The organism is Pseudomonas sp. Tri1 (assembly GCF_017968885.1).
Lineage (GTDB): Bacteria > Pseudomonadota > Gammaproteobacteria > Pseudomonadales > Pseudomonadaceae > Aquipseudomonas.
In genome coordinates, this window is sequence record NZ_CP072913.1 from 469082 (window position 1) to 492279 (window position 23198).

Annotated in this window: 20 protein-coding genes; 16 read left to right on the forward strand and 4 right to left on the reverse strand. The window is 60.6% G+C overall.

The window, feature by feature from the left end:
- Window positions 1–26 precede the first annotated feature (26 nt).
- The 15 genes from J9870_RS02050 (at window position 27) to gspM (ending at window position 14545) form a co-directional block, all read left to right on the forward strand.
- Window positions 27–1445 (forward strand): FAD-dependent oxidoreductase, encoded by a 1419-nt coding sequence (locus tag J9870_RS02050; protein ID WP_039592434.1) that lies wholly within the window; start codon window positions 27–29, stop codon window positions 1443–1445.
- 240 nt (window positions 1446–1685) lie between these two features.
- Complete coding sequence (gene hemE, locus J9870_RS02055) at window positions 1686–2753, forward strand: uroporphyrinogen decarboxylase (RefSeq protein WP_063323298.1); 1068 nt, start codon at window positions 1686–1688, stop codon at window positions 2751–2753.
- Between the two features lie 338 nt (window positions 2754–3091).
- Window positions 3092–4558: an N-acetylglucosamine-binding protein GbpA gene (gbpA, locus tag J9870_RS02060; RefSeq protein WP_210642480.1), complete on the forward strand. Its 1467-nt coding sequence runs from the start codon at window positions 3092–3094 to the stop codon at window positions 4556–4558.
- A gap of 67 nt (window positions 4559–4625) precedes the next feature.
- On the forward strand, window positions 4626–5177 hold the full coding sequence (locus J9870_RS02065; RefSeq protein WP_210642481.1) for a cytochrome b/b6 domain-containing protein: 552 nt from the start codon (window positions 4626–4628) through the stop codon (window positions 5175–5177).
- A complete protein-coding gene (locus J9870_RS02070) occupies window positions 5174–5701 on the forward strand; it encodes a type II secretion system protein N (RefSeq protein ID WP_210642482.1) in 528 nt (175 codons plus the stop codon). The genes J9870_RS02065 and J9870_RS02070 overlap by 4 nt, the downstream gene beginning before the upstream one ends.
- Before the next feature lie 7 nt (window positions 5702–5708).
- A complete protein-coding gene (gspD, locus tag J9870_RS02075) occupies window positions 5709–7637 on the forward strand; it encodes a type II secretion system secretin GspD (protein WP_210642483.1) in 1929 nt (642 codons plus the stop codon).
- On the forward strand, window positions 7634–9106 hold the full coding sequence (gene gspE / locus J9870_RS02080; protein WP_210642484.1) for a type II secretion system ATPase GspE: 1473 nt from the start codon (window positions 7634–7636) through the stop codon (window positions 9104–9106). Before gspD ends, gspE begins: the two co-directional genes overlap by 4 nt.
- Before the next feature lie 4 nt (window positions 9107–9110).
- Window positions 9111–10319 (forward strand): type II secretion system inner membrane protein GspF, encoded by a 1209-nt coding sequence (gspF, locus tag J9870_RS02085; RefSeq protein WP_210642485.1) that lies wholly within the window; start codon window positions 9111–9113, stop codon window positions 10317–10319.
- Between the two features lie 3 nt (window positions 10320–10322).
- The gene (gene gspG, locus J9870_RS02090) at window positions 10323–10778 is read left to right on the forward strand and encodes a type II secretion system major pseudopilin GspG (RefSeq protein ID WP_210642486.1); all 456 of its coding nucleotides are present in this window, start codon (window positions 10323–10325) and stop codon (window positions 10776–10778) included.
- A gap of 2 nt (window positions 10779–10780) precedes the next feature.
- On the forward strand, window positions 10781–11248 hold the full coding sequence (gspH, locus tag J9870_RS02095; RefSeq protein ID WP_210642487.1) for a type II secretion system minor pseudopilin GspH: 468 nt from the start codon (window positions 10781–10783) through the stop codon (window positions 11246–11248).
- Entirely contained in the window at window positions 11241–11627 is a 387-nt protein-coding gene (gene gspI / locus J9870_RS02100; RefSeq protein WP_210642488.1) for a type II secretion system minor pseudopilin GspI, read from the forward strand. Before gspH ends, gspI begins: the two co-directional genes overlap by 8 nt.
- Entirely contained in the window at window positions 11620–12153 is a 534-nt protein-coding gene (locus tag J9870_RS02105) for a type II secretion system protein GspJ (RefSeq protein ID WP_210642489.1), read from the forward strand. Before gspI ends, J9870_RS02105 begins: the two co-directional genes overlap by 8 nt.
- On the forward strand, window positions 12150–12995 hold the full coding sequence (locus J9870_RS02110) for a type II secretion system protein GspK (protein ID WP_210642490.1): 846 nt from the start codon (window positions 12150–12152) through the stop codon (window positions 12993–12995). The genes J9870_RS02105 and J9870_RS02110 overlap by 4 nt, the downstream gene beginning before the upstream one ends.
- Window positions 12996–14099 (forward strand): type II secretion system protein GspL, encoded by a 1104-nt coding sequence (gene gspL, locus J9870_RS02115; RefSeq protein WP_210642491.1) that lies wholly within the window; start codon window positions 12996–12998, stop codon window positions 14097–14099.
- Complete coding sequence (gspM, locus tag J9870_RS02120) at window positions 14099–14545, forward strand: type II secretion system protein GspM (protein WP_210642492.1); 447 nt, start codon at window positions 14099–14101, stop codon at window positions 14543–14545. Before gspL ends, gspM begins: the two co-directional genes overlap by 1 nt.
- Before the next feature lie 22 nt (window positions 14546–14567).
- Here gspM and J9870_RS02125 read toward each other — a convergent pair whose 3' ends face one another.
- Window positions 14568–15743: an MFS transporter gene (locus tag J9870_RS02125; protein ID WP_246883133.1), complete on the reverse strand. Its 1176-nt coding sequence runs from the start codon at window positions 15741–15743 to the stop codon at window positions 14568–14570.
- Window positions 15744–15964: 221 nt separating this feature from the next.
- Between J9870_RS02125 and J9870_RS02130 the strand changes: the two genes are divergently transcribed.
- Complete coding sequence (locus J9870_RS02130) at window positions 15965–16861, forward strand: LysR family transcriptional regulator (RefSeq protein WP_210642494.1); 897 nt, start codon at window positions 15965–15967, stop codon at window positions 16859–16861.
- 96 nt (window positions 16862–16957) lie between these two features.
- On the opposite strand, the gene J9870_RS02135 is transcribed toward J9870_RS02130, so the two are convergent.
- From J9870_RS02135 to J9870_RS02145, 3 genes are all read right to left on the reverse strand, one after another.
- Window positions 16958–21037, reverse strand: coding sequence for a DUF6543 domain-containing protein (locus J9870_RS02135; RefSeq protein ID WP_210642495.1), 4080 nt, complete (start codon window positions 21035–21037; stop codon window positions 16958–16960).
- A gap of 160 nt (window positions 21038–21197) precedes the next feature.
- Window positions 21198–22175 (reverse strand): alpha/beta hydrolase, encoded by a 978-nt coding sequence (locus J9870_RS02140; RefSeq protein ID WP_246883070.1) that lies wholly within the window; start codon window positions 22173–22175, stop codon window positions 21198–21200.
- Window positions 22176–22732: 557 nt separating this feature from the next.
- A complete protein-coding gene (locus tag J9870_RS02145; RefSeq protein WP_210642496.1) occupies window positions 22733–23179 on the reverse strand; it encodes an excinuclease in 447 nt (148 codons plus the stop codon).
- Between the last annotated feature and the right edge of the window lie 19 nt (window positions 23180–23198).

A 23198-nucleotide genomic window follows, 5' to 3' on the forward strand; every position in this document is an offset into this window, starting at 1 on the left:
CTGAAGAGTTTGATGAGGTTTTAACAATGGCTGAACGTCTGAATAACGACTTCCAGTTCATCGATGTCGGGCGCAAGGATCCGAAGAAGAAACTGTTGCGTCAACGCAAGAAAGAGTTCGTGGAAATCTACGAGCCTTTCAAACCCCAGCAGTCGGCTGATCAGGCCCACCGCTGCCTGGGTTGCGGTAACCCGTACTGCGAATGGAAGTGCCCGGTGCACAACTTCATTCCAAACTGGTTGAAGCTGGTGGCCGAGGGCAACATCCTCCAGGCCGCCGAGCTGTCCCACCAGACCAATACCCTGCCGGAAGTCTGCGGTCGGGTGTGCCCGCAGGATCGCCTGTGCGAAGGTGCGTGCACCCTCAACGACGGTTTTGGCGCGGTGACCATCGGTTCGGTGGAGAAGTACATCACCGACACCGCGTTCGCCATGGGCTGGCGCCCGGACATGTCCAAGGTCAAGCCGACCGGCAAGCGTGTGGCGATCATCGGTGCCGGCCCGGCGGGCCTGGGCTGTGCCGACGTGCTGGTGCGCGGCGGCGTGACCCCGGTGGTGTTCGACAAGAACCCGGAAATCGGTGGCCTGCTGACCTTCGGTATCCCCGAGTTCAAGCTGGAAAAGACCGTGCTGAGCAATCGCCGCGAAGTCTTCACCGGCATGGGCATCGAGTTCCGCCTGAACACCGAGGTGGGCAAGGACGTGACCATGGAGCAACTGCTCGAAGAATACGATGCGGTATTCATGGGCATGGGCACCTACACCTACATGAAGGGCGGCTTTGCCGGTGAGGACCTGCCGGGCGTCTACGACGCACTGGATTTCCTGATCGCCAACGTCAACCGCAACCTGGGCTTTGAAAAGTCGCCGGAAGATTTCGTCGATATGAAAGGCAAGAAGGTCGTGGTACTGGGCGGCGGTGACACGGCGATGGACTGCAACCGTACTTCGATTCGCCAGGGCGCCAAGTCGGTGACCTGCGCCTACCGTCGTGACGAAGCCAACATGCCCGGCTCGCGCAAAGAGGTGAAGAACGCCAAGGAAGAAGGCGTGAAATTCCTCTACAACCGCCAGCCGATCGCCATTGTCGGTGAAGACAAGGTCGAAGGCGTGAAGGTGGTCGAGACCCGTCTCGGCGAGCCGGACGCCCGTGGCCGCCGCAGCCCCGAGCCGATCCCCGGTTCCGAAGAGATCATCCCGGCCGACGCCGTGGTCATCGCCTTCGGCTTCCGCCCGAGCCCGGCACCGTGGTTCGAGCAGTTCAGCATCCAGACCGACAGTCAGGGCCGCGTCGTGGCCCCGGAACAAGGCCAGTACAAGCACCAGACCAGCAACCCGAAGATCTTCGCCGGTGGCGACATGGTCCGCGGTTCCGACCTGGTGGTGACAGCGATCTTCGAAGGCCGTAATGCGGCGGAAGGGATCCTGGATTACCTGGGGGTCTGATCATTTCCTGAATTGGAATGCGATCAAATGTGGGAGCGAGCTTGCTCGCGATAGCGGCGAATCAGTCGACGAAAATGTTGACTGTGATGCCCTCATCGCGAGCAAGCTCGCTCCCACAGTGGTTTTTGGTGTTGCCTGATACCGCGACAAATTGCCCCGATAGATAAAAGGCACGGCTCTTGCCGTGCCTTTTGCCTCGCGCTCTGAGAAAATGCCCGCACTTTTTTTCCGGATGCCGACATGACTGCCCTGAAGAACGACCGTTTCCTTCGCGCCCTGCTCAAGCAACCCGTAGACGTCACCCCGGTGTGGATGATGCGCCAGGCCGGTCGCTACCTGCCGGAGTACCGCGCCAGTCGCGCCAAGGCCGGTGACTTCATGAGCCTGTGCATGAACCCCCAGTTCGCTTGCGAAGTGACCATGCAACCGCTGGATCGCTATCCGCAGCTGGACGCGGCGATCCTGTTCTCCGACATCCTCACCATCCCCGACGCCATGGGTCAGGGCCTGTACTTCGAGACCGGCGAAGGCCCGCGCTTCAAGAAAGTCGTCAGTACCCTGGCCGACATCGAAGCGCTGCCGATTCCCGATCCGCAGAAGGACCTGGGCTACGTCATGGACGCGGTCAGCACCATCCGCCGCGAGCTCAACGGTCGTGTGCCGCTGATCGGCTTCTCCGGTAGCCCATGGACCCTGGCCACCTACATGGTCGAAGGTGGCTCGTCGAAGGACTTCCGCAAGACCAAGGCGATGCTCTACGACAACCCGCAAGCCATGCACTTGTTGCTGGACAAGTTGGCGCAGTCGGTCACCTCTTACCTCAACGGCCAGATCCTGGCCGGTGCGCAAGCGGTGCAGATCTTCGATACCTGGGGCGGCAACCTGTCGGCGGCGGCGTACCAGGAGTTTTCCCTGGCCTACATGCGCAAGATCGTCAGCGGCCTGATCCGCGAGCATGAAGGTCGTAAAGTGCCGGTGATCCTGTTCACCAAGAACGGCGGCCTATGGCTGGAAAGTATCGCCGATGCCGGCGCCGACGCCCTGGGCCTGGACTGGACCTGCGACATTGGCAACGCTCGCGAGCGCGTAGGTCATAAAGTCGCCTTGCAAGGCAACATGGACCCGACCGTGCTTTACGCCAAGCCGGAAGCCATCCGCGCCGAAGTTGGACGCATCCTCGCCAGCTACGGCAGTGGCAGCGGCCACGTGTTCAACCTCGGCCACGGCATCACCCCGGAAGTCGATCCGGAACACGCCGGTGCTTTCCTGCGGGCGGTGCATGAGTTGTCGGCGCAATACCACCAGTAATCGCTGTCCAGCGTCACCCCGCCTGTCCGGACCCGTGCCGGACAGGCTTTTTTTTGCCTGTTTTTTTATTTGTTAAATGTAAAGCGTCAGTTGTTTTGTCTGATGTGTCTGTTTGGTTTGTTTGATAGTTATTTCCGTTCGTAAGAAGTTTCTCAAACTATGTAAGAGAAAAAGCTTCAGAGATCATTCCTTCTGTTTTGAGAGATTTTTCCTACATAGGAACTGTTCAACTTTCTATAAGGTTCGGCGCTTGTGAGGTCTGGCGCTGAACGATCCGGCGGGCCTTTCAAGATGACGGTAATTCGTCTTTCAATCTCGATGAGTAGTCTGGAACTTATATGAAAAACAACTTCAATAGGGGCAATGTATTAACGGGGTGTGCTTCGTCGTTAGTTCTGTTGTCGGCCATGGTGGCGTCCCAAGGTGTGCATGCACATGGTTTCGTCGACGTGCCACCTTCTCGCGCACTGTTGTGCCAGAAAGGTGTCAACCTAAACTGCGGTGGCGCGCAATACGAGCCGCATAGTACTGGCGAGACCTTCAAGGGCTTCCCGAATGGTGCAGGTGGCGGGCCGCTGCAAGGCCCTATCGACGGCAAAATCGCCAGCGGCGGCAACGCCAACTTTTCTGCCCTTGATGCGCAATCGGCTTCGCGCTGGCACCTGACCGAAATCAGGGACCGCAACATTACCTTTCAATGGCAATATATCGCGCCGCACCGGACGAGCAAACACGAATACTTCATTACCCGCGACGGTTGGAACCCGAACCAAGCGCTCAAGCGTTCCTCGTTCGACAGCACGCCGTTCTGTACGGTGGATGGCGGTCATCAAGTTCCGGTAGGCGGTGCCCCGCACAACTGCGTCATTCCTGACAGTAAATCGGGTCATCACGTCATCCTGGCCGTCTGGACAGTGGGCGACACGGATAACGCATTCTACAACCCGGTGGATGTGAACATTCTCGCTGAAGCCGCATTGCCGGGCGGCTGGTTGCCGGTGGGCAGCATTGCGCCATCGACCCCGTTGCTGGCGGGTGACAAGGTCAAGGCCCGGGCCTTCTCCGCCACCGGCGAAAATGCCGAGTACGGCGTAGAAATCAGTATCGACAACGCTGAAGAAGGCAAGCCTGAGAATTGGTCGTTCAAACTGGCCGAAGCCATCAACAACGCCCATGCCCTGATTCGTGCCGGTATTCGTGACGAAGACGGCAATATCGCGCCGGTCAAAGGTACCAACAGGCTGTATGCCCAGAAAGAAAGCGGTGTGACCGGCTATCAAGTGCAACTGGACATGCAGGAAGACGCCAACGCCAGCATGGAACTGTCCCCCCTGCAGCCAGAGTACGTACTCGACAAAGGTCGGGTCAGCATGGCGCTCATCGTGCAGACAAACCGCAGGATGAACCTTGAAGCCACGTTGTTCGATGAGAAGAACAAGCAGGTGGGTATCGTGCAGACCGTAGGTGAAGGCAATACAGGCCTGAGCCTGGACTTGCGCGGCGCCGCCCCTGGCACGCACACCCTGACGCTGGTGGGCACCACCGAAGACGGCCGCACCACGCGCCAGGAGACCCAGACGGTCACCCTGACCGGTGAGGGCGTCGGCATCGAATACGATTTCGTGTTCCCTGACGGCCTCGGCGACTACACCGCCGGCACGAAAGTGCTGCAGTCCAAGACCAACGAAGTCTTCGAATGCAAGTCGGGCGCCGTGTCCGGCTTCTGCAAGCAGTACAGCCAGTCGGCGAACGGTTTCGAACCGGGTGTCGGTGCGTCCTGGCAAAGCGCCTGGGACAAGCTGTAAGTCCTGACAGGCATGGCTTCAGGCGGTCCCCACGGTCTGCCTGAAGCCTTCACACGAGAGCGCGCTGATGCATTCCCATTCCAATTATTCCCGGCGGCGGGTCCTGCTGCACTGGCTGTCGGCCGGCATTATTTTATGGGCGTTGGTGTCCGGGTTTTATGTCGCTTACAACCCGGTATCGGCCGCCACCGAACACTGGGTCGGGTCACTCAATGTGTCGCTGACGACCGTGTTCATTCCGCTGTTTGTGTGGCGGTCCTGGCTGTTTATCTGCGCGTCGAAAACCTGTGGAACGGTGTTGTCACTGACCAAGAGGCTGGCCTTGGCGATACACACGCTGATCTACCTGAGCATCGGCGTCGTGCTGGTGACGGGCGTGCTGATGATGAAAAGCGCCATCAGTGTTTTCGGGCTCGTTCGAATCCCCCAGCCGCTGGACGATCCATCGCTGATCCAACTGGCCAACACCGTCCATACCCAGTCTTGCGTGGTGCTTTCGACACTCATCGCGCTGCATTTGTGCGCCGTGCTCTGGCATGAGTTATCCGGACGCCGGGTGGTGCGGCGAATGTCGTTCGCCAAGCGTGCAGGCGCGACTATTGAGCGAGCGCAAAGGTGAGTGTTTCCGTTTGGGTTGGCAGCCGTCTGCCGAAGGCGTTGCTGGTGCTCGTGCCGCTGCTGTACGGCTTATTGCTGGCCGGACAGGAGTGGCGTTTTCGCCAGGCATTGGCGCGTGATGTGCCAGTGGTGGATGAGTCGCAGGCTGTTCCGGTTCGTGCACTCCCCAACGTGCAAGCCGTGGCGACGGTACTCGGCCTGACGCCTGAAGGTGCCCACTCACCCAGCGCCGAACCGCTGACCTTGCAGGCCAGTTTTGTCGCCGGCCAGGGTTTGTCGCGGGCATTGCTGGCCGACGCCACAGGCCCGCGTATCTATCAGGTGGGGGAGCGTTTGCCTGGCGGCAGTGTGTTGCGCCGGGTCGAGGCCAGCCATGTGATGTTGTGGCGCAACGGACGTGAAGAGCGACTGGCCCTGCAACAGGAAACAAAACCCTTGCTGCGCCGATTGGACCGCGAAGGCCAGGGGCCTGCACCGCTTCAGGCCGCGCAATACCTTCGCCCGGTGGCCGGGCAATCAGAGTGATCGAATCATGAACAGCTTCATCCGGGGCCGCGTATCGCGCGTCCTGTTCTGTCTCGCCGTGTCTTGCCCGCTGACACTACCTGGTTCGCTGCGGGCCGAGGAGGCCAAATGGCAACTGGCGATGAACAATGCCGAACTGCGCGACGTGGTCGAGGAAATCTCGGCGATTCTGGGCAAGACGGTGGTGCTTGATCCCAAGGTGTCGGGGCGCATTAGCGTCATGTCCCGCCAGGCGCTGGACCGCGAAGGTGTGCGTCGATTGTTCTATTCGGTACTCGATGCGCACAACTTCACCGTGATCGATGAAGGCGAGCGAATCCTGATCACGCCGGTCAGCGAGGCCAAGACCCGCGCTGGTGTCAGCGACCCGAAAAGCGCCACGCCGTCGCAGTTCGTCACCCGCGTCATCGAGCTGCAATCGAGCATTGCCGCCGATATCGCCGGGCTGGTCCGGCCGCTGGTGTCGGCCAATGGTTACCTCGGGCCATCGGTATCGTCCAATGCGTTGGTGGTCACCGATACGGCCGCCAATGTGCAGCGCATCACTGCAGTGGTGCGGCAGCTGGACTCGGGGCGCAACCGCAATCATGTGGTGGTGCGCTTGCGCCATGCCCAGGCTGTGGATATCGCGCCGGTCATGGAGGCCTCCGGGGGCAAGCGCGAGGGCGATACGGCGGGCCTGGTGATCGCCGACGCCCGCAGCAATCGCCTGGTGATCATTGGCGCGCCAGCGGTGCGTCAGCGCCTGGTCGACCTGGCCCGGACCCTCGATGTCCCCGCCACCGCTTCCCAGGACAACGCGCGGGTCATTCGCCTGCGCCACAGCGATGCCAAGCAATTGGCCGAGGTGCTGGAAGTCGTCGGGCAGGATAAGAGGAATACACCAGCACCGACTGGCCTGCGGGAAAGTGCCCCCGCCAGCTCATTCATGATCAAGGCCGACGAAAGCCAGAATGCCCTGGTGCTGATCGCCGAACCGGCCCAGGTACGGACCATCGAAAACATCGTTCGCGAGTTGGACCAACCCCGCGCCCAAGTGCTTATCCACGCGGCCATCGTCGAGATTTCCGGGGACATTGCCGAAGCACTGGGGGTGCAGTGGGGCCTCAACCGCGGCGACGCGACCGGGTTCATCAATTTTCCGGGAACCGACATCCCGATCATCGGCGGCATGGACGTCAACAAGCTGGATAAGTCGACCGAAGGCGGGCTTCTGCGCCTGGGCGGTGACCGCTTCAGTGCGCTGGTGTCGGCGCTGGCGAGCAATACCCGCAGCAACCTGCTGTCCACCCCCAGCCTGCTGACCCTGGATAACCAGGAAGCGGAAATCATCGTTGGCCAGAACGTCCCGTTCAAGACCGGCTCCTACGCCACCAACAGCAGCGGTGCGGACAACCCGTTCACCACCGTGGAGCGCAAGGATGTTGGCATCAGCCTCAAGGTCAAGCCCTACATCAACGAGGGCTCTACCTTGCGCCTTGAAGTCCAGCAGGAAGTCTCGGACATTGCGCCGTCTGTCTCCGGCGTGGACTCCTCGGACCTGATTACCAACAAGCGGGCCTTGAAAAGCACGATCCTGGCGGACGACGGCGAGATCATCGTGATCGGCGGCCTGATTCGCGACAGTGTCCGCACCCAGGAAAGCGGGGTGCCGCTGCTGCGCAGTATCCCGTACCTGGGGGCGCTGTTTCGCTGGAATCGCGACACCCAGACCAAAAGCAACCTGATGGTGTTCCTGCGTCCCACCATCGTACGCGGCAATGAAGACTTGGCCGAGGTCAGCCGCCAGCGCTACGACGCGCTACGGGAACTGAGCAAGCCGGGCTCGCGGAAAAACAATTCGCTGTTGCTGCCCCGCGATGCCCGCCAGTTGTTCGAGTCATCTACCGAGGCAGCGGCGAGCGACTCGCGCCAACAGTCTCCGGGTGACTCGTGAGTGATTCGCGGGCTTTGCTGCCCTTTGGTTTTGCCAAGCGTTTTGGGGTGCTGCTCGAAGGTGAGGGGCCGGCCTCGAGCCTGGTGATGCGCGGTGATACACCACTAACCGCCGTGGCAGAAGTGCGGCGCTTGTGTGGTCGGGACTTGCCGATCCAGGTCCTGGACGCGGCACAGTTCGCCACGCGCCTGGCCAGTGTCTATCGCCAGGGCCAGCGCGCCGCCGAGCAGGTTGCTCAAGGCCTGGACGAGGAACTGGACCTGCTCAGCCTGGCCGATCAAGTACCGCAGACCACCGACCTGCTGGAGCAGCAGGGCGATGCGCCGATCATTCGGCTGATCAATGCCCTGCTCAGCGAAGCGGTTCGCGAACACGCATCCGACGTGCATCTGGAAACGTTCGAGCACTATTTGTCGGTGCGCATGCGCATCGACGGTCAGTTGCAGGAAATGCTGCGCCCGCGCCGTGAGCTGGCGAACCTGCTGGTGTCGCGGATCAAGGTCATGGCCCGTTTGGACATCGCCGAAAAGCGCGTGCCCCAGGACGGGCGAATGGCCTTGCGGCTGGCCGGGCACGAAGTCGATGTGCGGGTCTCGACCTTGCCGTCGGCCCATGGTGAGCGCGTGGTGTTGCGTCTGCTCGACAAGCAGGCCGGACGCCTGGACCTGCAACGCCTGGGCCTGCCCGACGATACTCTGGCCGGGCTGCGCCAATTGCTCGGCAAACCCCACGGCATCGTGTTGGTGACCGGGCCCACCGGCTCGGGGAAAACCACCAGCCTGTACGCGGCGCTCAGCAGCATCAACGACCAGAGTCGCAACATCCTCACCGTCGAAGACCCGATCGAATATCACCTGCCGGGGATCGGCCAGATGCCGGTCAATCCGAAAGTCGACATGACCTTTGCCCGCGGCCTGCGGGCCATTTTGCGCCAGGATCCGGACGTGGTGATGGTCGGTGAAATCCGCGACCGCGAGACCGCCGAAATCGCCGTCCAGGCGTCCCTGACCGGGCACCTGGTGCTCTCGACCCTGCACACCAATACCGCCGTCGGCGCGGTCACGCGGCTGGTGGACATGGGCGTGGATGCGTATCTGCTGGCCTCGTCCCTGGCCGGCATCGTCGCCCAGCGCTTGTTGCGGACCTTGTGCCCGTCCTGCAAGACGCCCTATGTGGCCGACGCCGCCACTTGTCTGCGCCTGGGCCTTGAAGCCGGAGCCGCGCCACGGCTGTTCAAGGCCCAAGGCTGCGATCAATGCCAGAAAGGTTATCGCGGGCGCTTGGGTATCTATGAACTGGTGAATGTCGGCGCTGGGTTGTCGCAGCTGATTCATCAGGGGGCCACCGAGCAGGCGTTGGCTTCTGAGGCACGCAAGACCTCGCGCAGTCTGTTCCAGGACGGGCGCCAGCGGGTGCTCGAAGGCCTGACCAGCGTCGATGAACTGCTGCGCATCACCCAGGAGGATTAGCGTCATGCCGACCTTCGACTACCGGGCCGAAGATGCCCAGGGCCGACGCTGCAAGGGCCGGGTGGAAGGCGACAGCCCCCGGCATGCCCGTCAGTTGTTGCGCGAGCGCGGCTTGCTGCCCAGCGAGCTGCGTGAAGCCGGGGAGTCGCGAACCATCGGCATCCGGCCTGCTGGGGGGCGTCTGAGTCCGGCTGATCTGGCGTTGCTGACACTGCAGCTTTCCACCCTGATCCAGGCCGGCCTGCCCCTCGAGGAAGCACTCGGTGCGGTGGCGCAACAGAGCCAGAAACGCCGCGTTGCCCATCTGTTGTCGGCGGTGCGCAGTCGTGTAATGGAAGGCCACGCGTTGGCGACTGCGCTGAGGGCCTTTCCCCAGGCGTTTCCCGAGCTGTTCTGCGCCACCGTTGCGGCCGGCGAGCAATCCGGCCACTTGGGTCAGGTGCTGGAGCAATTGGCGAACTACACCCAGGCGCGCCAGGCGTCGCGCCAGCGCATTCAACTGGCGTTGGTGTATCCGCTGATTCTGCTGCTGGCCTGCGTCGCGATCGTCGCGTTCCTGCTGGGCTACGTGGTACCGGATGTGGTGAAGATTTTCGTCGACAGCGGCCAATCGTTGCCTTGGCTGACCCAGGCGCTGATCGCGGTGAGCGATGGCTTGCGCCGCTATGGCCTGCTGCTGCTCGGCGCGTTGGCTGGGTTGCTTGGCCTATGGCGCTGGAGCCTGCGCCAACCGGTGTGGCGCCTGCGTTGGCATCGCCTGCTGCTCAGGTTGCCGTTGTTGGGCGAGGTGCTGCGGGCGATGGAAGCTGCTCGCTTCGCCAGCACCCTGGCGATCCTGAGCAAAAGCGCAGTGCCGTTGGTGGAGGCCCTGCACATCGCCGCCCAGGTAATCGGCAACCTGGCCATTCGCGCGCGCATGGCCGACGTCGCCCGTTCGGTCCGCGAGGGCGGGACCCTGACCCGTGCCCTGGAGCTCGGCGGGGATATCCCGCCGCTGATGCTGCACATGATTGCCAGCGGCGAACGCGCCGGCGAACTCGACAGCATGTTGGCCCGGGCCGCCGAACAACAGGAGGCCAGCCTCGCGGCGCGCATCGCGCTGGTGGTGAGCCTTTTCGAACCGGCCATGTTGGTGCTGATGGGCGGCGTCGTGCTGCTGATCGTCATGGCCATTCTGCTTCCTATCTTGAGCCTCAACCAATTGGTGAATTGACCCATGAAACTTGAAAACAACCGACCGGCCCGTCCTCAGCGCGGCTTCACCCTGATCGAAATCATGGTGGTGGTGGTCATCATCGGTGTCCTCGGCGCCATTGTCGTGCCGCAGTTCATGAGCCGGCCCGATCAAGCCAAGGTCACCGCCGCTCGCACCGACATCCAGGCGATTGCCACGGCTCTGGAAATGTACCGTCTCGACAACGCTCATTACCCTTCGACCCAGCAAGGCCTGGAGGCGCTGAGCAAGCGTCCGTCCGGTACGCCGGTGGCAAAGAACTGGAACCCCCAGGGTTACCTGAAAAGCTTGCCGATCGATCCCTGGGGCACGCCATACCAGTTCCTCAACCCCGGCCTCAGGTCACTCGATGGCGGCTATGACCTGTACTCGCTGGGCGCCGACGGCGTGCCAGGCGGCGAGGGCTTTGCTGCCGACATCGGCAATTGGGCCGAGTGAACATGGGCCGTCATTCTCGGGGGTTCACCTTGCTGGAACTGATGGTTGTCATTGTGTTGATCGGGGTGGTGGTGGGCATGGTCAGTCTGGCTATCGGCCCGAGCCCGACGCGTGAGGCCCGACAGCAAGCCCAGGACTTCATCCGTGTGGTGCAGCAACTGCGCGAACGCGCGGTACTGGATGGGCAGGAGTACGGGGTGCGCCTACAGCCACGTGGCTATCAGGCATTGCGACTTGAGTCTCTGGGCTGGACAGCGGTGTCGGCAGTGCATCGGCTGCCTGAAAGCCTGACGCTTGGGCTGGAGCAGGATGGCCATCTCCTGACGCTTGACGATGCCCAAGGCCCGCCACAGTTGTTGATGCTCAGCAGTGACGAGATCAGTGCGTTCAGGTTGTTCATCAAAGTCGCAGGCCAGACTATTTCCCAGGTCGTGAGTGATGGCTTGGCGGAGCCGCTGATCGATGAATGACGCTCGCAAGCTGGCCGCCGATTGCCAGGGGTTCACGTTGTTGGAGGTGATGATCGCGCTGGCGATTTTCGCCACGTTGGCGGCTGCGGTGCTGTCGGCCAGCCAGTTCGTGCTCAAGCAAAGCGCCGGGCTTGAGGACCGTCTGTTCGGTGCCTGGCTGGCGGACAACCAGCTCAGCGAGCTGCGTCTGCAAGCCGCTACGCCGCTTGGTCAACAGCGCCTGGCTCGGCACCTGGATCAGCGCGACTGGATCTTGCAACAGCGTGTCGCCCCGGCCCGCGACCCGCGCCTGCTTCAGGTCGAGATCCAGGTCAGCCGGGCCGGAGGCCCAACTGTCGTGCACCGCACTACCGGATGGATCCGCAACCATCATGAATAGGCAGTCGGGCTTCACCTTGTTGGAACTGGTCATCGCCATCGCCATTTTTGCCCTGCTTGGCCTGGCCAGTTGGCGCCTGTTCGACAGTGTCGTGCGTACCCAGCAGGGCGCCGGTCAACATGAGCGTGAAGTCAGGGCCTTGCAGCGCGCCGTGGGAGTCATCGAACGGGATGCGTGGCAGGTCGTTACCGATTCCATCGTGCTCGCGTCAGGGCGCCTGCAATTGCAGCGTAGCCATTGGCCCAATCCACTGGACCAGCCACGCAGCGAGCGGCAAACGGTGAGCTATCGACTCGAGGGCGCGGTGTTGTGGCGTGACAGTCGCGGTGAAGGGCCGGTCATCGTGCAACCGCAGAAATTGCTCGAGGACGTACGCAGCCTGAGCTGGCGTGTGTTCGATGTGCAACGGGGCTGGCACGGCGAAACCGTGCGCGGCAATGCGCCGCTGGCGTTGGAACTGGTGATTTCCACGGGGCGTTTTCGGCAGATCCGCCGTGTGCTGCTGTTGCCTGGAGCGTTGCCGTGAACCGACAACGGGGCGTGGCGCTGATCAGTGTGTTGTTGGTCCTGAGCCTGGCGCTGCTGCTCACCGGCGGCATGCTGCGCAGCCATCGCCTGTTGTTGCAGAGCAGCGCCCAGCAGTTGCAGTACGTCCAGCTACGTCAACTGGGGCTGGCCGCTGAAGCCTGGGCGCAGGCGGTGTTGGAAGGCAGCGCGATAACCTCGTCCGGGCCGGTAGACCTGAGCCAGGATTGGGCCCGGCTCAAGCCTGCATTCGAGAGGGAAGACGCCGAGATTCACATCGATATCCAGGATTTGTCCGGGCGTCTGAACCTCAACGCGTTACTGGTCCAGGGCCAAACCGATCAAATCACGCTTGGCCGTTGGACGCGATTGTTGGCGTTGCTGGATTTGCCCGCGCTGTCGTTGCCCCAGGTCGGAGTGGTGCAGGAGTTGAGTCAACTGCGCCTTTTGCCGGGCTTCGACGGCCAGACGCTGCGGCGCCTGGAACCTTGGGTGGTGTTGCTGCCCAAGGACGCGAAGCTGAATATCAACACCGCCCCGCAACTATTACTGATGACCCTGTACGGCATGGAAGAGGGTCCGGCCAAGGCGTTGGTCAACCAGCGTTCTCACACGCCCTACGCCAGCGTGCAGGCCTTTACCAATGACCCGCTGTTGTCCGGGGTGGGCGTCGGCAGCCATGGCTTGGGCGTGAGCAGCCGCTGGTTCCGAATCACCGTGAGCGTGACCCGCGCCGGCAGCCGTCTGCGCCTGGCCTCGGACATTGAGCGCGACCCCGTTAGCGGACGCTGGACGGTGACTCAGCGTCGTTTTTTACCCATCAGCCCCAGTGAGCGCCCTTAGATGAAAACCTGGCTTTACCTGACGCCCGACGGCATGGAGGCGCCTTGCGCCAACTGGCCGTGTTGCGTGTGGTCGCCCACGGGCGAACGGCGTTACCTGCCCTTGCATGAAGCCGCCCGCGAGTTGCACGGGCGAGTCGTCGACGTGCTGTTGCCGATGGAAATGTGCAGTTGGCTGCGCAGCGATCCGTGGCCCTCTCGACGCCAGCCGCGACCCCAGGCCCTGGCGTTCGCCATCGAAGAACAGTTGAGTGAAAACCTGGAGACGTTGCACATCAGCGTCGGTGAACGCGACCGTCAGCAGTGCTATCCGCTGATGGTGACCGGGCGCTCTCGGTTCCAGGCGATGCTGGCGCTATTGGCCGAGCTAGGCCTCGATGTACGCGCGATGCATGTCGACGCCGACCTGCTACCCGATGACAAGGCTTTCGCCGTGCGCTGGTTCGGTCGCTGGCTGTTGGGCGGAGCGCTGGCGGCACGGGTGTCGTTGTCGGCCCGGGCCATGGCAACGCTCAAGCCTGAGCTGCCCGAGGACATCCACTGGCTGGACGAGGGCCGTGATCGCGAAGGCATCGATGAGTGGTTGCTCAGCGCTGGCGGACACCCTATCGACCTGTTGCAGGGCGAGTTTCGTCGACGTCGCCAGCCATTGCCGTGGCGTGGCGTAGCGGTTACCGCGTTGGGATTGTTATTGCTCACCTGGGCATTGAGCGAAGCCCGTGTACGCTTTCTGGAAAGCGAAACCCGGCGCCTGTACGTTCAGAGTGAGCAGCGCTTCAGGTCGCTGTATCCCGAGCAAACCCGGATCGTCGACCTGGCAGCGCAGTTCCAGGCGTTGCACAGTCGCCGTGGGCAAAGCCAGGACACCCAGGTCGCGCGTCTGGTCCGTCTGACAGAACAGGTCATTGGCGCGACCAACGTCGAAGTGCAGCGCATCGACTTTCGGGAAAACGAAGGTTGGAAAGTCCAGCTGACGGCCAACAGCTTCGTCGAGCTTGAGCAACTGCGTGAGCGCGGCCAGCAAAACGGACTGCCCGTTTCCCTGGGCAGCGCCAGCAAACAAAACAACCGAGTGCAGGCCACCCTCACGTTGGAGAACAGTTGATGAACTTCAATAGCCTGAAACGGGCCTGGGGAAGGGTGTCACGCCGCGAGCAAGGATTGTTGCTGGGCCTCGCCGTGCTGTTGCTGATAGTCGTGGCCTACACCTCGATCTGGCAACCCACACGGCAACGGCTGGAGGTTGCCGAGCGCCAGTATCGCCAACAGGCCGAGCTGCACGCCCGGATCCAACGCGCCGAGCCCGCCCGGGATACGGCTGCCACGACACAGCCTTTGTCGGTGCGCGTCAATGACAGTGCGACTGCGGCGGGGTTGGACATCGCCGAGATGGAGGTCGACGGCGATTCGTTGCGACTGGCCGTCAGTGGCGATGCCAATCAGTTGCTCCATTGGTTGAATCAACGTGAACAGGAGGGCGCGGCGCTGCAGTCGCTGACCTTGGAGGCACGTAATCGTGTGTTGGAGGCACGGGTGATGTTGCGTCAATGATCGACCGGTGAATGGGTGATGGCTAAACCTGCACATTCCCCGGCAACAACGGCAACTTCGCCAGTTTCACCGCCACCAGCAACGCCACCACCAGCAATGTGCCGATGAACAGACCGACACCGTTCCACCCACCCAGGTGCCACGCCACGCCGCCCGCCGTACCCGCAACACTCGACCCGGCGTAATAGCTGAACAGGTACAGCGACGATGCCTGGCCCTTGGCCTTGAGGGCGCGGCGGCCGATCCAGCTGCTGGCGACCGAATGCGCGCCGAAGAAGCCGAAGGTGAACACCAGCATGCCCAGGACCACCAGCCACAGTGGCGTGGCCATGGTCAGTGCGAGGCCGGCCAGCATCAGCGCGATGGTTGCCCAGAGCATTTTGCGCCGACCGAGTTTGTCTGCCAGTGCACCGACTTTCGCCGAGCTGTAGATACCCGACAGGTACACCACTGACAGCAACCCGACAAAGGCCTGATCCAGATGATAAGGCTCGGCCAGCAGGCGGTAGCCGATGTAGTTGAACAGCGTCACGAACGCGCCCATCAACACGAAGGCTTCGAGAAACAGCAACGGCAGGCCGGCATCGCGAAAGTGCATGGTGAAACCGTCCAGCAGGCTGCGCGGGTGCAGCGAGCGCGGCCGGAAGTTGCGTGACTCGGGCAGAATCCTCCAGAACACCGCGGCGGCGATCAGGGCCAGGCCGCCGATCACCAGCATTGCGGTGTGCCAGCTGACAAAATCGATCAAGACCCCGGTGATCAGGCGCCCGCACATCCCGCCAATGGCGTTGCCGGCGATATACAGTCCCATCGCCAGGCCGATGTGCCTGGGGTGGATCTCCTCGCTCAAGTAGGTCATCGCGACCGCTGCCAACCCGCTCAACGACAGGCCCACCAACGCGCGCATCATCAATACGCCTTGCCAGGTCGGCATCATGGCACTGGCAATCGTGCACACCGAGGCCGCGAACAGTGCCGCGACCATCACCGGCTTGCGGCCGATGCGGTCGGAAATCGGGCCAGTGATCAACAGGCCGATGGCGAGCAGGCCGGTCGCCACCGACAGGATCAGGCTGCTCTGCGCCGCGTTGATGGAAAACTCCTTGGACAGGAGCGGCATCATCGGTTGCACGCAATACAGCAAGGCGAATGTCGCAAAGCCACCGCTGAACAGCGCCAGCACCGTGCGCATGAACATCGGCGTGCCTTTCTCGATGTAGATGTCCTTCAATTCGGCGACGACATCATCCTGCACACGAGGTGGGATTTCATGGGCCAGTGGAGCGACAGCTGTTTTCACGGTGGACCTCGAACGAGCACGGCCAGGCAGGCAATGAAAAAAGCATATAGCCGGCTAATGTTTCTATCCAATATATTGTTCGACCTGTTTAAGACGTTCTGCGACCTATTGGATTGCCCATGGAATTGCGTCATCTGCGTTACTTCATCGCCGTGGCCGAAGAGCTGCATTTTGGCCGCGCGGCCCTGGCCCTGGGCATCTCCCAACCGCCCTTGAGCCAGCAGATCCAGGCGCTGGAGCAGGAGATCGGTGCGCGGCTGTTCGAGCGCACCAATCGTCGGGTCGAACTGAGCGAGGCCGGGAGGCTGTTTCTTGAAGAGGCGCGGCGGGTGCTGGTCCAGGTCGACAAGGCCGCCGACGTGGCTCGCCGTGCCCAACTGGGGGAATTGGGCGAGCTGAAAATCGGCTTCACTTCCTCGGCGCCGTTCAACTCGACCATTCCCCAAGCGATTTTCACGTTCCGCCAACGTTTTCCAGCCGTGCACCTGAACCTGCGGGAAATGAGCAGCACCCAGGTCGCGGATGCATTGGTGGACGAAGCGATCGAGGTGGGCATCATGCGCCCGCTTCCACTGCCCGACTCCTTGCAGGAAATCGAACTCAGCCGCGAACCGTTGGTGGCCGTGCTCAGCTCCAAGCATCCCCTGGCCCAGGGCAGCGAAGCGGGCCTGTTTCTCTCAGCGCTGGCCCAGGAACCCTTCGTATTCTTCCCCCGCAGCTACGGCAGTGGCCTCTACGCGCAACTCCTGAGCCTGGCCCGCGACGCCGGCTTCAGCCCGCACTTCGCCCAGGAAGCCGGCGAAGCCATGACCATCATCGGCCTGGTCGCGGCGGGGCTGGGCGTCTCGGTCCTGCCGGCGTCTTACCAGCGCATGCGTATCGACGGCGTGGTCTATCGAGCGCTGCTCGACCCGGCGGCGGTGTCGGCGGTGTGGCTGGTACAGCGCAAGGACCAGCGTTCGCCGATGGCGAAGGCGTTTGTGGAGTTGCTGACTAAAAGTACGGCTGATGTTTGAGCTGGTGCCGAGTCAATTGGACATGATGGGCGACAAGTCAGCCTGTTTGTGAAGGGCGCCGTGAGGCGCCCTTCTTCGAACTATTTACCGTATTCCTTAGCCCTCCCAAACCGTCGCAGGCTTATTGGCGTGATAATCATAAAACCCTTGGAGGGTCCAGGTATCGCCCTTGCGTTCAAACGCCGCGCGCCATGCGCCTCTGCCACTGCCGGGGGATAGCTGGGCCATGTCGTACCAGTAATATTTGTTGATTCGTTTTGTCGTGGCTCTGCCGGCTCGAATGTCATCCATGATTTCTGTCACCTTGGCTCTGGCCGCTTCGGGAAAGTTGTCATATGACATCTGGGTTTCTGCCAGTGTGCTGAGGCTCACCGTAAATTTTTCCGTTGCGGTGGATGCTTCTGCCAGTACCGGCGCAGTGCTGGTGGTCGGTGACTTGCCAGGGACCTTTTTCGTCGGGACCTGGGTCACGACTTCGATATCGAACGTGTCGTAGTTCGAGAGGTTTTTCGTGAAGTTGGTGATGTCCTCACCGGTGACTAATAAGGTCTTTCGCTGCGACTTGCCTTTGTTGGCGATGACATAAGGAATCTTATTATTCCGGATTTCCGTCAGGAGTCCGGGTATGCGTCTTTTTTTCATCTCGTCCCTGAAGGCGCTGTACTTTTTATTTTTATATTCCAGGAGGTTTTCCGGATTTCCTTTGTATTTCTCCCTGGCGGCTGCTACTTCGGGTCCCTCCCCTGAGTACAGGTCGCCCAGCTCGGCCCAGAAGCGTTTTTCCGCGACTTCGATCACGTCATGAATATCGCCCTGGATCTTATCCATGGCGGCTTTCTTTCGCCCCTGTTGAGGGGTGATGGTGATGAATAAGGCGCCGGTGAGGTTGTCTGTCAAGGAGGACATCATCATCTTCAAGTCGCCTTCGCTGTCGAAAAGCTCTTTCTTGAGCGGCAGGGTCATGTCGAATATTTTTATTTTTTGCGGGGGCGTAAGCACGATCCCTCTTTCCTTTGCGCTGATGTCCCGGGTGCAGTAGTCGACGGCCTGCCATACGTTGAATTTGTACAGCAGGCTTTCGTGGGGGTTTTTATGTTGCGCGAGGCCGTGGAGTCTTTTGTTTATCTTTATCTGGTTTATTCGGGAGAGATAAGTGTCGATGTCGCGCACGTGGATGTCATTCATGCTCTCACGCAGGATGCGCTCGGCCAGCTCTTCGGGCATTGAGTGGATGATCTTCTTTACCTGATTCACCACTTCCCGAGGCGGCCAGCGATGGTCCACCAGTAAGCCTTCTACCAATGCGTTGTAGGTTTTCTGTTGCGGGGTTTCCGGCGTCCGGCCGAATAGACTTTGTATGATTCCGCCACCGAGCAGCCGTTTTGGCTCTTCGATCTGCCATCGGTTATTTTTCCAAGTCACGGGCAGTTGATGAGTACGGTTGTTCGACGCATAGATAATCCGTTCACCCGCTTGTATCGCGGTTTTACTGTAGCCACTCCCTAGCTTTAAATAGCCTTGTCCACCCGCGTCCCTGAACAGGTTACGACCCTCGGGTATCAGCCCTTTGCCGTCAAAGCCTTTCAGAAGGAACGGTCCCAGCTCCGGGTCAGGCATGCGTGGCAGGGACGACAGTTCTGGTCGGTCCTTGCTTCGGCGTCGAGCTGCGCGGGCCATGATCAGATCCTGCCCGGCCTCAGCCATGACCTCTCCCAACCCGCTGATGAAGTCACTGGTCCACTGGCTGAAGCTGCCACCCTCGTCCTTTATTGCCGACACTGCGGCGCCTCCAGCCATCACCGGCAGAATCGCGCGACCCAATACCCCGCCCAGGCGGCCCGCGTAGAACATGGCCATCGCCCCCGTCAGCAACGTAATGCCATTCCTGCGTCCCTCCTGGGCCGCTGAGCTGTTGCGCTCGGCGTTCGTCACCGTTAGCGCGTCAGCCGTCTTGAGCGCGTGGGTGACCTGGGTTTCGTGCAGTGCCTTGAGCAAGTCGCCTTTCACCACGGGGGAGGCGACCTTCAACGCGAAATCATCCTGAACCCGATGCTTTATCCATGAGAAGGTGGACTGCGTGACTTTCTTTATCTTCTCGTTGAGCGTCAGGTTTTCCGCTGCTGGCACCAGGCTGGCGAGTTGATCGGCTTGTTCCATCAGCGGCAGTTGTGAAATCAGCCAGCGGGTCATTTCCAGCGTACTGATGAGTGTCTGGACCAGGATCGCTTCCAACTCCCTTTCGCTTCCTGCGTGGATGTCCCTGAACACTTTTGCGTCCGGCGCGCCCGGCGTGTACAGCGTCAATGAAGGCCGGCTGGAGAGTTTCCTGACGCCGAAGACCAGCAGCTCTTTCAGCACGCTGTCGCCCCACTGGATCTGCCGGACCGCCACCTCGTGCCCGTTGACCTTGCGGCGTGCCTCGGGCGTCGGGCTGTCCAACGCTGCCAGCACCAGGTTCAGGCCGGTGTTGTCCTTGTCGTGGGTAAAGTCGCCCGAGATATGCGCGGCCCAGGCTTGCGCCCGCATTTGTTTGGCTTTGAGGGACATCCATTCGGCCTGGCGCTCCCGGGCCGCAAGCCGCAACGCGGGTGGGATACGGGTACCCACGTTTGCCCTTTCAATGACCTCTACGATCTGCGCAAAGCTCAGCGGTCCCTCTTCGGTGTGGTGCGCAGCATTGCGTTCGTCCGGCGTCAGGTTGGCCATCGCCCATTCCGTCATGGACCGGCAGTCATCGAATATCGCCTCCACGTTGCCTCGGGATACACCAGACCCGAACGGCGACTCGCCCGTCGGTGCGTGCGGGTCGAGGGTCTGCCTGCGGATACACAGGGATACCTGGTCAGGATCGACCGGGGCGTATTTGTCTTTGATGAACCCGGCGAGCAGCGCGCGGGTCCGGTCCCGGAGGGCGTCAAGGGAAGCCAGTGTCACGGGATCTGGCGGGGGAGGGGTATCCGCCAGGGATGTCTGCAAGTCCTGCAGCGCGTTCCACCAGGCCACGCGGTCGCTGCCGATCACGTGCGGGTTGGCGTGCAGCCAGTCGTCCAGTTTTTTCTGGTACAGCCGTAACGCGCGCTCGTCCATGGCGCCCGCCAGGTCCAGCCTATCCTTGACGTTCGCCGCGGCATCGATCCTGTCTATCCAGGTATTGATCTTCTCATCTTCTCCCGGCCCGTTCAGCAGCGCATCGCTCACGGCGGTTTTTTGCGCCGCTCGCAGGTCCGTAACCAGGTGGGCAAGGAAGTCCCCGGCGATGGGGGCGGTGGTCACTTCATACTGAACGTCATCGTCCATCTCCAGACTGGCTTTCAGCGCTGCCAGGTCGACGTATACCTCCAGCGGCTTACCCGGGCTGTACAACAGCGCGCTTCCCGGGTAGTCGACATTGTCACGCTGGGTCAACGCAACGGCGCCCGATACCGGCACGCTGAACCCCCATCCTTCGGGGGTGATACTCAGCCCATAGACCCCGGGCCGGTCACGCTCCGCCAGCCTGTCGCGATCTGTCGCGTCCGGTGCCGACAGCGCCTGTTTCGTCACGGCCTCGTGCAGCGGCAGGCTGAGTGTTCCGTCCAGTTGGTGGAGATCGGCCTGTGCCTTGAGTTGCCTACCGAATTCATCGGCCAGCCATTCGCTGACACTGCGGTCCTGGCTAGGGTCGGGTGGGTTGTCCCAGAAGTTGTCCAATGCCCGCGCCAGCAGTCGTTCATACGACGCGGGAGTGATGCTTATCAGCTGCTTGATTGTTTGCTTGGCGTCACGGCTATTCAGGGCTGCCGGCATATCCGTGACGCCGTTCAGATCGGTGACGATGTCGATATTGCCCAATTCGTCGAAGAACTCGTGCGCATTGATCTTTCCTGCCACCGCACGCCAGAAAAGCCTGTCGAGGGGGACCGTTTCCGCCACCTTGCGTTTAAATGCCGGCGCGTCGGTTGTGCCCTCAGCTTGGGGGACTGCTTCGTCCTGCAGCCGGCACACGAGTATTTCGTTGACTGCCAGCTTGTTCGTCAGGGTGGGGAAGGCTTTGCTGAACCAGTCATTCAAGTGCCGCGCAGCCACCTTCGAGGCGCGCGGAACGGCGTCGTTCAGACGGATCATCTGTTGCTGCGAGGCATTGAGTTGGTTTACCAGCAGGGCGCTAGCGGTCTGTAATGGGGTTCTCTCCAGCATGTTCTCTTCCTGAGACGTTTTCGGAAGGAACAACCTATTGAAGAAGCGCGAAGAGGGGGCGGTATATAGATACCGCATGGAGCGGCGTCAGGCGGTGTACAGGGATTAAGGACACATCATTCAGGTGGGAGCGATAAATTCTGCCGGGTCATGCCGACGGTTATTTTTTATCACGCAAAAATGTCAGGATCGCCTCGCAGGTAGCCTGGGTTTTTTCTTCCAGTATCCAATGCCCGGTATTGTGCAATATGAAAGAGTACGGTTGCGTAGTGATGTATTTGACTTGTTCGGCCAAGGTCTTTCCTCTCGAATGGTCGCCACCGATGGTGAGCACAGGCAGCGTCAATTTATGGTGGGCGAACGCTTGGTTGTCATTCACATCATTCTCTAGCCAGGCCGAATAAAGCTTGAAGGCCGCCTCCATGCGTCCAGGCCGAGAATAATCTTTCACCAACGCAGTCCGCACGCTATCCGACACTGGGTTGTTGCGGGAAAATACAAAGTTATCAAAAAACATGTTCAGGTAAGTTTCTTCCCGTCCTTGGACCATGTTCAAGGCTGCCTCGCCAAAGAAGCGAAAATGCCATTTGCTTGCAATGCCGCCTGCCGGATCGCCGTTGTAGGCCGTTTCCCATCCCGGGATGCCAGGAATGAATCCGTCCATCAAGACAATACGTTTGGTTTCCTCCGGATAAAGTGCCCCGTAGGCGTAGGCAATAATTAAACCCATGTCATGTCCGACAACGTCGACCCGCTTGATGTTCAGGCTGCTGACCAGCTCGTGCAAGTCATGCGCCATGCTCTTTTTGTCATAGCCGCTTTCTGAAATATCAGTTTCCCCCGCGCCGCGATAATCAGGAACGATAGGCGTATGACCGGCACGCACCAATATGCCCATCAATGCTTCCCAATTGCGCCAGCTTCCCGGGAACCCATGCACCAGCAACACCGGGTTTTCGCCATCACCGCTTATAAGATAGTGAAGGCGAATGCCGTTCACATAGGCATAGGCACGTGTAAATGTTGCTCCGTCGACAACAATGTTGTTTTGTTCCGCAGAAGATGATGTGGCCTGCTGTCGAGAGGACACGGGTGGGACGCCCGACCAAGCTATTGTATCCATCAGTTTCTTATCCATTTTGGAAACCGGATTTAATTTACAAAACACGAGTTACAGCTCATAAGGCGAGCTGGGTTGTCGAGCGTTAACCTGCAAGATATTTGAAAATGGAGAAGCCTTTTTTGCAGATGTTTAAAGACTGAAGCCATTCCTGATCTCACCGATACTGTCGAAGATGACAGTTCCGACAAGCGGTAAGATGGCTTGCATGTTTGCGCTTACATATAAGATATCCCGTTGCTGACTCAGCAGTCGGTTAGGCCCTGCGCTACGCTGGGGACTTCAGGTCTTTCTCCGGAGATAAAAATTTATCGTCCAAAGAACACTTTCTGGGTAAAACTCATTTATTGAGTGTTATGGCTTCAGTTTGGTCTTTATATTTTCGGAAGTTGAGTGGTCTGCTTTCCGAGTTTTTTTGCCGGCGGGAGACTGTGTCAGTCCTTGGAACACGATCCTTTCGATACTGAAACTTTGTGGTGACGGGGCGCGAGCACTCCAGAAAAAGGGCTGCTACGCAGCCCAGCGGGAGCAAGCTCCCTCGCCACCAGGGAAGCGCCGGGGGTTTCTTTAGCGCTTTACTGCACCTTCGCCAAATCCCCTTTCAACGCAACGCCCGCCATGATCGCGCCAGCGTGGCATTCGTAGGTGGTCGGGTCCTTGCGTTCGTTGCTCTTGTAGAAGCTGACGATGTTGGTGACGGCGTTGGCACCGGCATTCTTGGCGGCCTGGTGCAGGCTGATCAGGGCCGATTGCAGGACCCATTCGCAGGCGACTTCATCGGATTTGTTGAAGGCGTTGGTTTTCTTGTTGGTCACCGCGCCTGGGCTGACCACGGTGACATTGCCGGCCGGTTTGTTGCCGGCCAGGTAGAACTTCACGCTGCCGTCGATTTTGCCGGTGCGGATGGCTTCGGCGACGACTTTGTCGAAAGGCAGGAACAGCGCGGTATCACGGGCCTGGCTGAGGGTCGGCAGGGTGCTGAGCAACAGGGCGGCGGTAACGGCGATTTTCTTCAACGACATGATGGTCTCCTGACCAGGG